15 protein-coding genes and 1 tRNA gene are annotated in these 16,241 nt (G+C 42.3%); 6 read left to right on the top strand and 10 right to left on the bottom strand.

Annotated features, from left to right (window positions below; genetic code table 11):
• Positions 1-262 precede the first annotated feature (262 nt).
• A tRNA-Ser gene (locus tag ES754_RS11250) sits at positions 263-353 on the bottom strand.
• A 291-nt stretch (positions 354-644) separates the two neighbouring features.
• Here ES754_RS11250 and ES754_RS11245 point away from each other — a divergent pair.
• The 3 genes from ES754_RS11245 to ES754_RS11235 all read left to right on the top strand — a co-directional run bounded on the left by ES754_RS11245 (position 645) and on the right by ES754_RS11235 (position 2,451).
• Complete coding sequence (locus ES754_RS11245; RefSeq protein WP_227677843.1) at positions 645-1,487, top strand: DNA/RNA non-specific endonuclease; 843 nt, start codon at positions 645-647, stop codon at positions 1,485-1,487.
• Positions 1,488-1,569: 82 nt separating this feature from the next.
• Positions 1,570-1,833 carry a hypothetical protein gene (locus tag ES754_RS11240; RefSeq protein WP_147224298.1) on the top strand — a complete coding sequence of 88 codons (264 nt, stop codon included), beginning with the start codon at positions 1,570-1,572 and terminating at the stop codon, positions 1,831-1,833.
• A gap of 234 nt (positions 1,834-2,067) precedes the next feature.
• Positions 2,068-2,451 (top strand): DUF2147 domain-containing protein, encoded by a 384-nt coding sequence (locus tag ES754_RS11235; protein ID WP_147224297.1) that lies wholly within the window; start codon positions 2,068-2,070, stop codon positions 2,449-2,451.
• 143 nt (positions 2,452-2,594) lie between these two features.
• Here ES754_RS11235 and glnK read toward each other — a convergent pair whose 3' ends face one another.
• The 3 genes from glnK to ES754_RS11220 form a co-directional block, all read right to left on the bottom strand.
• Entirely contained in the window at positions 2,595-2,933 is a 339-nt protein-coding gene (glnK, locus tag ES754_RS11230; protein ID WP_147224296.1) for a P-II family nitrogen regulator, read from the bottom strand.
• A gap of 525 nt (positions 2,934-3,458) precedes the next feature.
• Positions 3,459-4,313, bottom strand: coding sequence for a universal stress protein (locus tag ES754_RS11225; protein ID WP_147224295.1), 855 nt, complete (start codon positions 4,311-4,313; stop codon positions 3,459-3,461).
• A 62-nt stretch (positions 4,314-4,375) separates the two neighbouring features.
• On the bottom strand, positions 4,376-5,875 hold the full coding sequence (locus ES754_RS11220; protein WP_147224294.1) for a SulP family inorganic anion transporter: 1,500 nt from the start codon (positions 5,873-5,875) through the stop codon (positions 4,376-4,378).
• Positions 5,876-6,431: 556 nt separating this feature from the next.
• On the opposite strand from ES754_RS11220, the gene murD reads away from it, so the two are divergent.
• Both murD and ftsW read left to right on the top strand, forming a co-directional pair.
• Positions 6,432-7,862, top strand: coding sequence for a UDP-N-acetylmuramoyl-L-alanine--D-glutamate ligase (gene murD, locus ES754_RS11215; RefSeq protein ID WP_147224293.1), 1,431 nt, complete (start codon positions 6,432-6,434; stop codon positions 7,860-7,862).
• Positions 7,863-8,155: 293 nt separating this feature from the next.
• A complete protein-coding gene (gene ftsW, locus ES754_RS11210; protein ID WP_147224292.1) occupies positions 8,156-9,352 on the top strand; it encodes a putative lipid II flippase FtsW in 1,197 nt (398 codons plus the stop codon).
• A gap of 109 nt (positions 9,353-9,461) precedes the next feature.
• Here ftsW and gluQRS read toward each other — a convergent pair whose 3' ends face one another.
• The 6 genes from gluQRS to ES754_RS11180 form a co-directional block, all read right to left on the bottom strand.
• Positions 9,462-10,385, bottom strand: coding sequence for a tRNA glutamyl-Q(34) synthetase GluQRS (gene gluQRS, locus ES754_RS11205; RefSeq protein WP_147224376.1), 924 nt, complete (start codon positions 10,383-10,385; stop codon positions 9,462-9,464).
• A gap of 299 nt (positions 10,386-10,684) precedes the next feature.
• Complete coding sequence (dksA, locus tag ES754_RS11200; RefSeq protein WP_147224291.1) at positions 10,685-11,125, bottom strand: RNA polymerase-binding protein DksA; 441 nt, start codon at positions 11,123-11,125, stop codon at positions 10,685-10,687.
• A gap of 308 nt (positions 11,126-11,433) precedes the next feature.
• Positions 11,434-12,282, bottom strand: a complete 849-nt coding sequence (locus ES754_RS11195) for a metallophosphoesterase (protein ID WP_147224290.1) — start codon at positions 12,280-12,282, stop codon at positions 11,434-11,436.
• A 284-nt stretch (positions 12,283-12,566) separates the two neighbouring features.
• Positions 12,567-13,382 (bottom strand): metal ABC transporter permease, encoded by an 816-nt coding sequence (locus tag ES754_RS11190; RefSeq protein ID WP_147224289.1) that lies wholly within the window; start codon positions 13,380-13,382, stop codon positions 12,567-12,569.
• 73 nt (positions 13,383-13,455) lie between these two features.
• Entirely contained in the window at positions 13,456-14,271 is an 816-nt protein-coding gene (locus ES754_RS11185) for a metal ABC transporter ATP-binding protein (protein WP_147224288.1), read from the bottom strand.
• A 74-nt stretch (positions 14,272-14,345) separates the two neighbouring features.
• Complete coding sequence (locus ES754_RS11180; protein WP_147224287.1) at positions 14,346-14,909, bottom strand: transcriptional repressor; 564 nt, start codon at positions 14,907-14,909, stop codon at positions 14,346-14,348.
• A 285-nt stretch (positions 14,910-15,194) separates the two neighbouring features.
• On the opposite strand from ES754_RS11180, the gene ES754_RS11175 reads away from it, so the two are divergent.
• Positions 15,195-16,067 carry a metal ABC transporter substrate-binding protein gene (locus ES754_RS11175; RefSeq protein WP_147224375.1) on the top strand — a complete coding sequence of 291 codons (873 nt, stop codon included), beginning with the start codon at positions 15,195-15,197 and terminating at the stop codon, positions 16,065-16,067.
• The last annotated feature ends 174 nt before the right edge of the window (positions 16,068-16,241 follow it).

Genomic DNA, 16,241 nt, shown 5'->3' with positions numbered 1-16,241 from the left:
GTAAGCCTTTACCGACGGGGTTTTTTGAAGTATCTGTTGGTATATTTGAATATAGAAATATAAAATTGTTGGTATAAAAGGCTAGTTATTAATTCTATACCAACATGTATACCAACACAATGGATGGCTTACCTGGGTTTTAAAAGGAATGTTTCGGACAACAGTAGTTAGTAGATATAGACTGAGAGCCACACTGCTAAAGGTTTTAAGGAGTGTTTAGGATGGGGTAGGACAAGATAGGAAAACAGAGGATAACTAAGATTGGCGGTGAAGGAGGGATTCGAACCCTCGATACGCTATTAACGCATACACACTTTCCAGGCGTGCGGTTTCAGCCACTCACCCACTTCACCGTACTGTAACATTTGCAGACTATGTTTAGCTACTGTCTGTTATTTTAGACGGCTCAGTATAGCGGATACAGTTTAGAATGTCACGGTTTGCGTTCTCCAATCAAGGAAAATTTCCAACGCAAGCATATCTTTCCTTATTGATGGGTGCCTGCTAGGATAGTATATTATAAGGTATAGAGAGTTGACGGTTAGATGATACGTATAAATGAGCAGAGAAATAAAGAGAGTAGATCTATCTATCCTAGTAAGTTGCGGACGTGTACTACGAGTACAGTACTGACGCTGATGAGTATGATAGTAGCATCTCTCATCGGAATATTACCTGCCTACGCTGAGGATTTATCTCGGTGCAGTCAGTCTTTTTATGGTGGTGTTTATCCTGAATTCACCAATGCTAAATTAAGTAAAAATACGCAGGCGCTATGTTTTGATGGCTTTGCAGTCATGTATTCTGACGTGTCGCGAACGCCGCTGTGGTCAGCAGAGTATTTGACGCGGAAGCGTTTGCAACAAGCCAAACAAATTGACCGCGAAGATAGCTTTCATGAAGAGAGTCGGCTACCCATGTCAGCGCGCGCCAAATTATCAGATTACTCAGGGTCTGGTTTTGATCGTGGTCATTTAGCCCCAAATGGAGATATGGCAAATCGCAGTCAGCAGTACGATAGCTTTAGCCTTGCTAATATAGCTCCGCAGTCGCCACGAAACAATCGCTATATTTGGCGCAATATTGAATCTGCCACTCGTACTTTGACCCAGCAATATGGCGAAGCTTACACTGTTACCGGAGTAGCGTTTACAGATAAAAAAGTCCAGCGCCTCAAAGGTCGCGTATTAGTCCCGAGCCACTTTTTTAAAGCCGTCTATATTCCTGCTATTAATAGCGCAGGTGTTTATTACGTACCTAATGACGAGTCAGAACGTATAGAGATTATCAGTGTTGATGAATTGACAGCGCGAATAGGTATTGATGTGTTACCTGTGCTTGACCAACAGATAAAGGCGCAAGCATTGACGCTACCACTCAAGGCAGGTGACAAGATGGACATGCCCGATGTTACAGATAAAAATCCCAGTTGGATGCTTTTTGTTGTCGCCATTATTGATTGGGTAATGGCCCAACTACAAGCTTAAACACCAATTTTGACTGGTATATTGTAAATACTGTTCTCATAATTATAAAATGCGCAATGCTGCTGATAAATAGGAAAAATAAATGATTGAACCTTTTGCAAATAATCATCAAAGTATGCAAATTGGCGAGCTGGTCATCGAAAACCAAACCGATAAAATCATTATTTACGGTGATATTGACCTACAACTCAATATGTTAGGACATGAGCAAGCACAGCAATTGCACGAGCTCACCAGTAAAATACTACAAGCTTTTGATAAAAATCCTGATTATAGTAAAAATGTGCCTGAGTCAAAAGGTAAGAGTGACTTACCAGATGAAAGTATAGACAATCCCTTCTTGTAACTATTTGATATAGTTTTGATTTTATAGTAATACTAATCTATAAAGAAATTACTAGGCAACATTCGGAATTTGCTTATAATGAGTTAAACTGCTTTTACGTTACTCTGATTGTAGGTATCGATGGTAAGTAACAACACTATTAGAAAATGGTCAATGTTACTCAGCAATTAGAGCAGTCAATAAGCATGAACACTCTCACATTTTGAGTCATCATCGTACGAAAGGAGTCGATCTATGAAACTATTTACTAAAACCGCTTTAGCAGTCGCTGGCATCAGCCTAGCAACCATGGCATTCGCCGCTGACCCACTGGCTAACACCAGCTGGCAGACCTTTGAAGATGGTCAGCCTAAAGGTGTGGTAAAAATTACTGAATCAAATGGTATTTTGACTGGTAAGCTTGTTGAAGCTAATACCGCAAAAGGTAAACAGTACGTTGGTATGACCGTTATCGCTGGTCTAAAAGCCGATGGCAATGGTAAATACAGTGGCGGTACGATTACTGACCCTGCAAAGAATAAAACCTATCGTATGACTGCCAATGTAAATGGTAATACGATGGATCTCAAAGGGTATTTAGGGCCATTCTCACGTAGCCAAACGTGGAAAAAGAAGTAATTTAGCTTAATTACTGATAGCAAAAAACAAATTAGGCTACCTAATTATTTTATATAATAAAACCCCGCATTTCCTATAGGTGATGCGGGGTTTTTATTTTTAGACGGTGCGTAATGATCGCACTAAATAAGTTGTTTTTCTAATTAGATAGCGTCAGGTCCTGTCTCACCCGTACGAATACGAATAACTTGTTCAAGATTGGTCACAAAAATTTTGCCATCACCAATTTTACCCGTGCTAGCGATTCGAGTGATGGCTTCTATAGCAGGCTCAACCATGTCATCAACGACGGCTACTTCTATTTTTACTTTAGGCAAAAAATCTACGACGTATTCGGCACCGCGATATAGCTCGGTATGTCCTTTTTGGCGGCCAAACCCTTTGACTTCGGTAACAGTGACCCCTTTTACGCCAATATCAGACAGGGCTTCGCGCACGTCATCGAGTTTAAAGGGTTTTAAAATCGCAGTGATGAGCTTCATAACAAATTTCCTTATATAAATAAGTTGGGTAGCAGGCTGGGGCGTACGTTTTGGTCTATCGTATCTTTGCGCTACTTACAGTAAAGTATTCAACAGTTAGGGCTGAGGTAATCAAGAAGCTTGGCAAGGAGCTACACTTAAACTTATTCACTCACAAAACTATGCAAGGTCTATGTGCTTAGCAAAGTGAGAAGATAACGGTGAAATCATTTCTATTATCACAGTATAAGTCTGGGGTAAGTACAACGGAGCTGCCTAAGACGTTAGGATTATTAGAATTTTATTATAACCAAATTATGAATGACTTGGGGCAGCTATCCTGTGATAATTTGCTAAAAAACAAGGTTAAGATAAGTTTGAAATAATAGCGTTTATTAATAAAAGGACGAAAATGACAGGACTGTTTTAATAAAAAAGACTCTGCTTAATCAGAAAATAAATCCAACTCGAGTGCTAGTATTCAGTGCTGACAGTACGTTCTTATTAAAGCGGTCTAAAGAAAGTAGTAAGAAAGTGCAAGGGTACTTAATCTTTAGGGAAAAGAAGGTAAGGCGTTTTGGTACTACTGAGGAGCTTTTTAGTATCACTACCTTGGAGCAGCTCGCGCAGGCGTGATTGTCCAAATGCACCGGTCATGAGCAGTCCAATATGATGCTCATTTTGATAGTGGATCAAAGCCGCTGTCACGTCACGACTCTCTATTAAGCATCTTTTACAGTTAATACCTGCTTGTTTGAGTTTGGCATATGCTTCACGTAGGGCATCGCAATTATGAGAAGTGTCTTTACCGACCATGACAATATGAATAGTCAGTGCTCGAACCAGTGGCGTTTTACACAACCAGTTAAGCATTTTATGAGCAGTGGCGCGGTTATCAAAGGCGAATAAAGCCGTTGTTGGCGGCAAAAATGTAGTGTGAGTCACCAAAATTGGACATTGGCTTAAACGTACCAGCCCACTTAAAGTAGCTTTACAGGTAAGGTGGTGACCGATGACTACTAATTGTGATTTTGCATCGACATAATCCAGACTTTCAATGAGAGGTTCATGTCGATGCAAAGTGTAAACCTGACGCTTGTGCCGATGTTGCTCACAGTAGGCAGCTGCTTGATGAAGCAATAATTTGCCTTGTGCTTTTAGTTCAGAATTACTTAAGTGCTCGTGACTGGTAAATTGCTCAAGCAAGGTGTTTTCATCATCAATATTGAGACAGCCTGAATAATTAACGGCAGCCTTTTGCTGTAGGCTTGGTACTGAATATAACAGACCAATAGGCGCTTGCAAGCGCACTGATGCCCACATGCTGGCATCCAATACGGCTTGCACATGATCAGGGCAGTCTAAACAGGCAATCACACTATCTGGTTTTAAATTACTCATAATACAACCACATCATCTTAATAATGAAAATACAGTCGAAATAAATGGCCAGATGCAACGATTTAATCAAGCAGACCAATATCGCGGCGATCATGGATAGAGAAGCGATCGATGAGCGTACGACTGGCATTGTTGAGTCCAACTACCTTGACATCAATGCCTTCTCGTTGCAAGCGCATGACCAGCTTGTCGAGCGTATCAACCGCGCTGATGTCCCAAAAATGAGCTTGGCTCACATCAATATGCACGCTATCCAGTGCTTCTCTGGTATCAAAGCTTTGTAAAAACTGCGTGGTAGAGGCAAAGAATACCTGACCTTGTACATAATAATGGCGGGTATTACTGCTGTCATCGTACTCACTAAAGACTGTTAAGAATTGGCCGATTTTATTCGCGAAGAACAAGGCCGATAATAGTACGCCCACGCCTACGCCATACGCTAAATTATGAGTGAATACAGTGGTTAAAACTGTTGATAACATCACGATATTAAAGGACATCGGATGGGTTTTAAATTCGCGAATGGACTGCCAGTTAAAGGTGCCTATAGACACCATAATCATGACTGCGACTAAGGCCGCCATTGGAATTTGGCTGACCCATTCGCTTAAAAATACCACCATAATCAGTAGCACCACACCAGCAATGAGTGCTGATAAACGCGTGCGGCCACCGGATTTTATGTTAATCATCGATTGACCAATCATCGCGCAACCTGCCATCCCACCAAAGAAACCTGCTACGATGTTAGCAATACCTTGACCACGGCATTCGCGGTTTTTATTACTTGGTGTATCTGTTAGCTCATCTACAATAGTTGCAGTCATCATTGACTCTAGCAGACCCACAATTGCCAGCGTAATAGAGTAAGGCGCAATAATAAGTAACGTATTTAGGTTAAGCGGAATGTCAGGTAATAAGAACATCGGTAGCGAATCAGGCAAATCACCCATGCTACCCACATTACGAATATCTAAGTTCATATATAGCGCAACCGCCGTAAGCCCAACGATGCAAACCAGCGGAGAGGGCAGGATATGCCCAATTTTTGGAATCAATGGGAATAGATAAATAATGGCCAGGCCCGCTGCGGTCATCATATAGACGGTCATGCCAACGCGTTCAGTCATCGGGTTCAGCTCAGGTAACTGCGCTGCGAATATCAAAATAGCCAGTGCATTCACAAAGCCAATCACAACGGAGCGGGAAACAAAACGCATCAAGTTACCCAGCTTTAAAATCCCCATCAGAATCTGAATGACACCGCATAATAGGGTAGCCGCCAGCAAATACTGCAGCCCATAATCAGCAACCAAAGTCACCATGACCAATGCCATCGCGCCTGTCGCCGCCGAAATCATGCCCGGACGTCCACCGACAAAACTAATTACGACCGCAATGCAAAACGAGGCATATAAGCCTACTTTTGGATCCACACCTGCGATAATAGAGAAGGCAATAGCTTCTGGAATCAATGCCAGTGCGACCACGGTACCGGATAAAATATCACCACGAACGTTAGAGAACCACTCGTCACGTAAGCTGTCAACAAAAGATGTCATAAGTACACTGTATAAAGTTAGAGGCAAAAAAGTAATCATGACCCACTGCCAATACTGTCTGTTGATAATACAAGACAGTGGGAAATCTACTGCGTCGCTTAACAGATTAATGCTGTTAAGTGGTCCTGGGCTTTATAATGTTATTAAATATTGATTACTAAAGAATAGTCTTTAACTGACAGTCACTATAAAGACAATAATAAGAATAGCTATTGAGATGCTAATAATATGCGATGTGGTCAGTGAAACTATTGATAATAAAATGGGATAGAAAAATTAAGATAACGTATAAGTAGAATGGTGCGAAGAATAGTTGCTAAAGATAGCGTGACAGTAGGGTGATAAGGGTCACAACATGCTAAACTAAAACGCCAAATCAAAATGCCCGTTAAGGCTTTAACAACTTACTTTAAAAACATGCGCATAATACCATAAAGAGATAAAAAAGCAGTACCGAAACCTGAACGATACCGTTATGATACTCCGCATTGTACCCAATAGTCTTGCCCCACCTCGATATAGTTTCTATGGCAAAATATATAATAGGAAGATTACCATGAGCTGTGCTGCAACAGAATTATCAATCCCTAAAAATAGTGGCCTACAAGTGGTGGTCGGCTTAGGACAATCGGGGCTATCCGTAGCACAATATTTGATCGAGCACGGCTACCGCGTGGCAGTGACGGACAATCAGAGCGCGCCGGCGTTAGCAGATAATTTACCAGCAGCCGTTGAGATTCGTCAGTTTGGTGCAATTGATGGTGACTTATTGCAACAAGCGGCACGCATTATTATTAGCCCTGGTATCTCTCTTGATACCCCTGCAGTAGCAGCCGCCCGGCAAGCAAGTATCCCTGTAGTTAGCGATATCCAGTTATTTTGTGAAGCATGCACCGTACCGATAGTGGCCATCACAGGCTCTAATGCCAAAAGTACGGTGACCACCTTGCTTGGGCAAATGGCCGCTGATGCTGGAATTAATGTTGGTATTGGCGGCAATATTGGTATTCCTGCCTTAAATTTACTGGCAAATCCTGATATGGAGTTAGCCGTACTTGAGCTATCAAGTTTTCAATTAGAAACCGTGACTGATTTGGGTGCACAAGTCGCCACAGTGCTCAATATGTCACCAGATCACTTAGATCGACACGGCGATATGTTAGGGTATCATCAGGCCAAGCATCGTATTTTTCAAGGGGCAAAATCAGTAGTTATTAACCGTGAAGATCCAATGACCCGTCCCTTAGTCGCTGACAATTTACCACGCTTGAGCATCAGCATTCATGCGCCTGATAAAGACCAGTACGGTCTCATTACTGATGCTGATGGGCAGATTTATCTGGCGCGCGGTCACAAGCGTTTATTATCAGCGGACAAGCTATTGATTAAAGGTCGTCATAATCTACTGAATGCCCAAGCAGCTCTTGCTCTTGGTGAGCTGGCCGGTTTACCACTTGATAGTATGTTAACCACGCTACAACACTTTAACGGCCTTGATCATCGTTGCCAATATGTGACCACAGTCGCTAATATTGATTATTTTAATGATTCAAAAGGGACTAATATTGGCTCAACCATGGCGGCTATTGAAGGTTTAGGGGCAGTCTATGCGCCCAAAGATGGCAAGCTGTTATTAATTTTGGGTGGTCAAGGTAAAGGCCAGCAATTTGGTGAGTTAACCCCTTTCATCAATCAATATGTCTGCCAAGTCCTATGTATCGGTGAAGATAGCTTACAGATTGAGCAGCATTTGCGTGCTGTAAAGCTAAGCGATGAAGTTACTTTGCATCAATGTGAGACGCTAAAGGGCGCTTTTGCGACTATTCAGCAAGTGACGGCCAGTAGTTTATCGCAAGTCCAAGCGGTATTGCTATCACCGGCGTGTGCCAGCTTTGATCAGTTCAGTGGCTACGAGGCGCGTGGTGATTATTTTGGTCAATTAGTAGCACAGTTAGTTGTTCAATCAAAGACCGTTCCAGTTAGCTAAAGGTTAGTATCGGTTAATAGTGAAAATCACAACAGTGTAAACAATAATAGTGAAAAGTACTGAACGTTTAATATAGTTAGATAGTACTAGGTCTTAAATATGATGTTTAACAAGTTAAATCATTGTTTTACTTAGTCCTTACTGCCACTGTCAATCGCAGAAGGTAAGAGGTTTACTAAGTAGCAGCTTAGAAAATCGCATGTTTTTTCTTTTTTATAAAGTATATGAAGTAGAAGTAAACGGTGGCGTTGAATAGACGCCGTATTTTTTGTTTGTTAGTGTATCTAAAACTTATGGCGCTCTCTTTTTTGTCTCGTATCTCCCAACCGTCTCAGTCAACGACTGGCTCAGGCGGTATGCTCTCTTTACCCTCAGCACGTGCTACTTTATTAGCTAGTGTCGGCTGTATGCTGGTGCTCAGTTTATTGATGGTGGCCTCCGCCTCTATTCCATTTGCGCTCAGTCGTGGGATGACGGAGCTGGACTTTTTTTACCGTCAGCTGTTGTATATGGGTATTGGGTTTGTGGTGGCGGCGATAGCCTATTTTTTAGTACCGCTCAGAATCCTTTACCAAACCACAACCCAGTTTGTCCTATTAGGGATAACTGGGCTATTGTTAGTAGCAACGCTATTTGGCACACCAATTAACGGCTCAAAACGCTGGTTAGATTTAGGCTTTCTGAATTTTCAGGTCGCTGAGCTAGCCAAGCTTGCCGTTATTATTTTTGTAGCTGACTTTGTGGTACGGCGCTCATTTGAGGTGCGTAATGGCTGGGATGGCTTTTTACGTATATCCTTAGTAATTGGCCTGCTAACCATACTGTTATTATTACAGCCAGATTTTGGTTCCTTGGTGGTCATTGTAGGTACGGTATTTGCAATATTTTATATTGCTGGTGCGCCGTATAAGCAATTCATAGCGTTAGGAGCAGTGGTCGGTGCGTTAGCAGTTATGGCAATTGTATTCGTACAGTATCGCTTGACGCGAGCGCTATCGTTTATAGATCCTTTCGATGATATTCAAGATACGGATTATCAGCTGGCACGCAGCCTGATTGCTTTTGGCCGTGGGGAATTCACGGGTGTGGGTTATGGTGAAAGTGTTCAAAAGCTGTCGCATCTGCCTGAGGCGCATACGGATTTTTTATTAGCGATTACGGGTGAGGAGTTGGGCTTTGTTGGTGTGGCAATGGTTCTGTTGCTGGAGACGCTTATTATCGGTAGTGCGATGCGCATCAGCTACAACGCCTTAAAACGTCGGCAGATGCGTATGAGCTATACTGCATTCGGTATCGGGATTATTTTTATTGCGCAGACAGTGATTAATGCGGCGATGAATATGGGGGCGATGCCTACTAAAGGTCTGACGATGCCATTCTTTAGTTATGGTGGCTCCTCAATGTTGATTAGCTTGATAATGGTCGCTATCCTGCTCAAAATTTATAAAGAAAGTCCTGAAATTGGTAAAAGCCAATGTCGTTATTATTAAGCAAAAGCTTGAACTCTAGGTTGATTAATTTAGCTGCTTTATAAATATGAGTATAAAAAAAGCGTCGTTATCAGCGGCGCTTTTTATTAATTAACTTTTATCTTTGTGTTTAAGTATTGGGTATATCTAAATATTGTTTGCCTTGTAAAGGCGCATTGTCCCACTGAAGAATGGCTTGGTTAAGCATGCGTGCAGGGGTATCCATATCTACGGATAGTTGCTGTAATAACTGCAAGGCAGTTGCAATCAGTTGACTGGGGTCACGAGTATCAATTGGCTGGGCAAGGTTCTGTTTGGAGAGCTTTTGTCCTTCAGTATTGCAGATCAGCGGCAAATGATACCACTGCTCAATATTGGGTAACTTGGCAGCTTCCATAATACTTATTTGGGCAGTGGTCATTGGTAAAATATCTAAACCACGCATGACATGGCTAACGTGTTGCAACCCATCGTCGATACTGGCGGCCAAAATATAATTAATCATTCCATCTTGCCGTCGCGTAACCATATCACCTAAGGTGTGCTGTGGATTCTGCCATTGTATGCCCTGAATACCATCAATAAATCCAATCGTATAGTCTGGTAGTTGTATCCGCAGTTTGTGTTGTTGCCGACTAAGGCCTGCCCCTATACAGCAGCGTGGATAGCGTTGACGATTGGCAAGTCTATCAGTCTCGTCCTGTTGCTCCAAACTTTGATGTTCCCAGTATTGTGCCAGACTTTTACGCGAGCATTGACAGGCATAAGTTAGCGGTAGCAAGGTCGTGAATAAATAGTCATTATAAATATCAATACGCTCAGACTGATAAATAACGTCTCCATCCCAGTGCAGACCAAGCACTTCTAAGTCTATTAATATCTGCTCAATGAATTGCTGATCGCATCTTTCACTATCCGTATCTTCCATACGTAACAGCCAAGTGCCGCCTAAAGATTTGATATGGCAATAGCTGGCAAGCGCGGTAGTCAATGAGCCTAAATGTAGCTCACCAGTAGGAGAGGGCGCAAAACGACCAATAGGATGTTTTGTGATCGATGGGGTGTCAGTAGGATTATGAGTCAGAGTCAAAATAGTCAGATATCGAAAATAGAGGAATATAGATAGGATAAAGAAAGTGTCTATAAAAAGATATTTATTAAATGAATTTGTTTTGTTACTGACGGCTTAATTTATTAGTAGATATTTAATTTTTTAATAAAATGATTTAATGAATTGCTAGTCACTATAAAGCCATGGTATACAACGCAATAAGCGACCACTAGGGTCGCTTATTATTATGAATTCATTCATTGTATTCATAGGAAAGGTGGGATTGAACTTATGTTCATTTTCTAGGTATGACCTTGGTTTTGGCGCTCTTTAATCTCAGACAAGGTCTTACAATCGATACACTGGGTCGCAGTTGGACGCGCTTCTAGACGACGTAAGCCAATTTCCACGCCGCAAGTTTCACAAAAACCGTAGTCCTCATTTTCGATCTCGCCCATGGACTTGTCTATTTTGCGAATAAGCTTACGTTCCCGGTCGCGGGTTCGCAAGGTTAACGCAAACTCTTCTTCTTGGGTTGCGCGGTCATTAATGTCAGGCATAGCACTGGACTCGTCTTGGATATAAGTCTTAGTGCGGTCCGCTTCACCAATTAACTGATGCTTCCAGTCTAATAAAATTGCCTTAAAATGCTCTAACTGCGCATCAGACATATATTCTTCGTCTTTGGCAGGCACATAAGGAGTGAACTTCGTATCACTCGGATTCGTGGTTAGGGTGCTCATATGGGACTCCTACTTTTTCAAATTAATTCAATAAAACGACGTTTTAAAAGGCAAAACTCTATAAAATTCACTAGACCTTATTACTGTCTTTTTACAGAACGTTTTACCACTTGGTAACGCAAGTAACACAACTGATAGAACGGTTTGGCTGTCCTAGCCATTATCAGATTATTTAGTATCAAGAGCTGGATAGTTGTCTGCTTTATCTCATTGTACTTATTGATTGCAATGCCTATTTTACTTATGAGGTTGTAATTATTATAGGGTTAATATATCACCACCAAGAGAGTGGTTAAACATACTGGCGGTCAAGTATCCAACCTTTTGACCCAGCTTGCAACCTGTCCATTGTTGGCTAATTGCAACCAGCGATAGCCAGGGCGCGCGCACTCATCGTAGGCAAAGTCGTCTTCATTAGGCTGGAATTGATAACAGGTTGATGGAGTGGTATAAACGGTCACACCATAGTAATGTCTGACTTGTTCTTGGTGCGTGTGACCACTGATGATGACGCGCAGATGAGCAAATGCTTGCATACGCTGCCAAAAGGTATCGGCATTGACAGCGATATGCTTATCTATCCAGTCAGAGTTCATTGGGATCACGTGATGGTGTAAGGCAACGAGCGCGGGCTTATTGCAAGTGCTTAGCTGCGTACATAACCACTCGATATCAGTATTCGTAACCTCGCCGCCCACTTGCCCGGGCACAGCAGAGTCCAGTAATAGTAGCTGCCAATGCTCAGTGTCGATTACATGGCGACTTAGCAGCCGGCAATCTGCAGACTGGGCGACCAATTCACGCTGAAAAAAAGGCAGCTCTTGTCCGAGCTCATCGGTCACGTCATGGTTGCCTGCGATACAAGCGAAAGGAATTTGCGTGGCGCTCAACACTTTAAAAATATAATCGTAAGTCGCAGGCTGTATTTCATGCACTAAGTCACCTGTAATCAGAATCAAATCACAGCGGATGTTCTCGCTGAGTGCTTGCTGTAAGCACGCCTCAAAACCTTGCAGGCAAGTATGCTTAGCACTCAGATCGAGTCCTAATTCATTATTACTAAAGTCTGGTAGCGCCGATAAGTGCAAGTCGGATATCTGCAACACGTTTACTTGCGTATCTGGCGTACTAACGTTACGGGCAGGGTAACTTTGCATAGGGTCAGTACCTTATCAGGCTAAAAAGGTTTAGACCAAAACAGTCAGTGTTGTAATAAAGCGACATTTGCGTTTTGTTCTAATAATTTATACAACTATTTTATAGTATGACTCATTAAATATAGTACACAACTAAGCTGTATACCATTAAATATAGGCAGTTTGTAATATTTTAAAAAAAGACTCTAGTAGAGTTTATTAAATATAGCGGTATAAAAAAGTAAGTAATAAGATAAGAGACAGATTATGAAGGTTTATAACTTATTAAAATCTTATTATCATCATTAGTTGGCTGCTGACCACGATTTTGCTAGTAGCTTCGATACTATTAAGGCGACAAAAAATAAAATTGCCAGCACCAACACAATTGCCAGCCCGGTTTGGATATCTAGCCAAATACTGCCCCAGACGCCTAACGTCACACCCAATTGCGCTACTATCAGTGCAATTATAACCATCTGATTGGGTGCCGCTGAGTAAAGTCGCGCTGTTAATGCCGGTAATACTAATAAGCCGCTGATGAGCAAGCTACCCACTGCTTGTAGAGCAATGGCGCAAAATCCTGCCAGCACACCCATAAAGAACAGCCGCTGTCGCATAGGGTTGATGCCTTGAATGCGAGCTAGAGCCTCGTGGGTAGCCAGCTTCACTTGTGCTGGCCAAATATAGGTTAAAAACCCTAACCCCACTAACACACTGGCAGCAAGTATCGGTAAGTCAGCCCAATCAAGCTCCAGTAAGTTACCGAATAAAAAGCCTAAGACATTGGCTTGCTGATCAGTTAACTGAGTTAAAGTTAATAAGCCTAAGCACAGTAGCGATACAGCGACTACTGCCAGCACTGCATCGACTGGTAAACGCTCATCATCGATCAACACCAAGCCTACGACCACCATGACGCTGACCAAAGCAATCCCAATACCCATAGGAAGCTGCCACCATACGGCAAGTGCCACGCCCAGTAGGGTACCATGCGCTAAGGCATCGGCAAAAAAGGCCATCCGTCGCCATAATACTAAGCAACCAAGAGGCGCTGAAAGTAGACCTAAAATACTGCCTGCAATCCAAGCAGGTGCAATGATGGCTAACCAAGCAGTCATAACCGAGATCCGTTAGAAGGTTTTTATAAAAAATGAAGTCAAATGATGAAAAGCAGACTACTAGTCGGCAAGCTTATAGTAATTCACTTGGTGCGTGGTGCTCACAATCATGCGGCTGATGCACGTAGGGTTGCTCGTAATGATGTCCAAATAGCTTTTGAAACTCATGAGTCATAGCAAGCTCACTAGGTTGACCCTCACAGCAGATATGCTTATTGAGACAGATCACTCGACGGCTGCCTTTCATTACCCAGTGTAAATCATGAGAGACGACTAACATCGCACAGCGCAAAAAATCAGGTAACTCATCGATAAACTGATATAGCCAAACCTCAGTATCAGGGTCCAAACCTTGCATAGGTTCATCTAAAATCAATAGATTTGGCTTATCTAGTAGCGCCCGTGCCAATAGTACGCGCTGTGTTTCACCACCCGATAAATATCGCATTTGCCGCGTTAATAGATGCGTCAACGACAAATTATCAAAAATAAACTGACGCTGTTCAGGCGTTAAACGGTGTTTATGAGCTTGTGCTAACAAGTCTTGTACCCGTAGAGGTAAAATCGGTGGCACGGTAAAGCGTTGTGGTACATAGCCCAGTTGCAACGGTTGATGGGCAGTAATTTTACCATCAGTAGGCGTGATTAAACCTAGTATGAGCTTCACCAGCGTTGACTTGCCCGCGCCATTAGGCCCTATGAGACTAACGGTTTCATTGACCGCAATATCGATATTAATATGTGCGACCAAACGCTGCCTCCCGATATCGTAATTGACATCATTCAAGCTCAACAGTTTGCTATTACTATCGTTGCTTGTGTTATGAATATGCCCGTTATCAAGAGTAGATTTAGACTGCTGAGGCGTAAGTGATGCAGATGGGCTCATGAGGTCACAGTGAATAGTTTAAAAAGTGAAGGTGATATAGTAATAAAAAACCGTATGAATCTGTTGTTAGGCATTTAATGGCAAGCTTGGCAGCGTCCACTTAACTCAATGACACTGCGTGCGACGGTGAAACCGACATCTTGCTCTGCAAAGCTCATGATTTCTTGCACCGGCACACTACTGCACTCTTGAACGCGCTGGCACTGCTCGCAAATTAAAAATGCAGCGGTATGCTGAGCGCGCGGGTGACAGCAAGGGATATAAGCGTTGAGTGAGGTCAGCTGATGAATTAAGCCCTCACTTAATAAAAATTCTAAGCTACGATAAACTGTCGGCGGTGCTACATTTTTTTGCGCCTCTTTTTTTGTTTCACCGTGTTCTATCGTCTGGCTATTTTCTGTTTCTGATAAGCGCGCTTGCTGTAATTGAGTAATCAAATCATAAGCGCCAACCGGTTTATTGGCTCGTAATATCAATTCATATATTGTTTGACGTAACGGGGTAAAACGCACGCCACGCTCTTGGCATTGCTCTTTTGCTTCGGCTAACCGTTCAGCCACGTTGTCGGCAGTAAAATTCTGTACATCGTGCACATGATTAGCGTTTATCTGATTACAGACTGCTGAAAAGGTCGACATGACGCAAGCTCTCCAAAATAATCTAGCGCATATTATCGTTATAGTATAACATAATGAAGATTATAATAGGTTAATACACTGCACTTTTTCAAAAATTACCCGTGCAAGTCCTAACACCCTATTACTGCCTTTATTTGACAGGATTGATAACATATGACCATTCACCGTCATTATAATTACTTAAACAGCTATCCGAATAACCACCAAAATAGTTACCCAAATTTTATTAACAACGACTCCTATCTTACAAGCTGTAGTAAGCCTACTTTTTTTAGTAAGCTTCTGATGTTGGTTATAAAGCCACAGCGTCTATTAACCGTTGCACTGATAACGCTAACGTCAAGTTTATTAACAATGAATGCGCAAGCAGCAACGGTGAGCGTTAGTAACTATCCTCTATTTTTATTAAGTCAGGCCGTGACTGAAGGTGCGCCGTCTGCCAAGCAATTATTGCAACCCGGTGAAGTGGGGCATCATGGTAGTATCAGCCCAGGCGACATCAAAGCCATTCAAGACAGCAAGTTTGTGGTATGGTTCGGCGAACCGTTAGAGAATAATTTAGCAGCAAGCTTGAATACTGCGCCCAATGCTATTTCATTATTTGGCTTCAATGCCTTTAAGCGCCATGCACTTCGTGACGTAAAGGCGGTACCTCTTTCTGGAACGCTAGATCCGCATATTTGGCTTGATCCTGAAAATGCTAAAGCCATCACACGTGCTCTTGCTGTGATTCATAGTCATGCCAATCCGCAGCACAAAAAACTGTATCAGGCTAATGCGCAAAAATTTGCACGGCGCATGGACAGTGCGGTGGCAACGGTTCAACAGCAAGCTGGACAAAAAAGACAAAAACCTTATCCCTATTGGGCATATCACGATGCCTATCAATATATGGAACATGCCGCGCAGATACAGCTTATCGGTAGTCTTAGCACCGACCACCATCTAGCGCCCAAAGCCAGCCAATTACGCTGGCTAAATGAGCAACGTCCCGCCAAACAGATGTGTTTAATTACTCAAAGTAATTCTGCTAAAGGCCTACTTGCAAAATTACAACCAGTAAAGATTACTGTGCAAGCTGAGGACATGAGCGCGAGCAAAGATTTTGTAAGCGGGTGGTCAAATATGGCGCAGCAGATACATCGCTGTATCTCGTAAATTATGCTAGAGAATATAAAATATTTTACTGATAAATAGTTATTATGATTCATGATTATTACTAGCATATAAGGTACGTTACCAACCAATAAAAGGGTGGAAACCCTTAAGTCTAACGGTTAGCTAACGCCACATTTTGCTTGATTAAAAAGGGTGTACTTCCTATAATGAGCG

The sequence above is a fragment of the Psychrobacter frigidicola genome (genome assembly GCF_007997305.1).
Lineage (GTDB): Bacteria > Pseudomonadota > Gammaproteobacteria > Pseudomonadales > Moraxellaceae > Psychrobacter > Psychrobacter frigidicola.
This window is presented reverse-complemented; position numbering and strand designations above follow the sequence as displayed.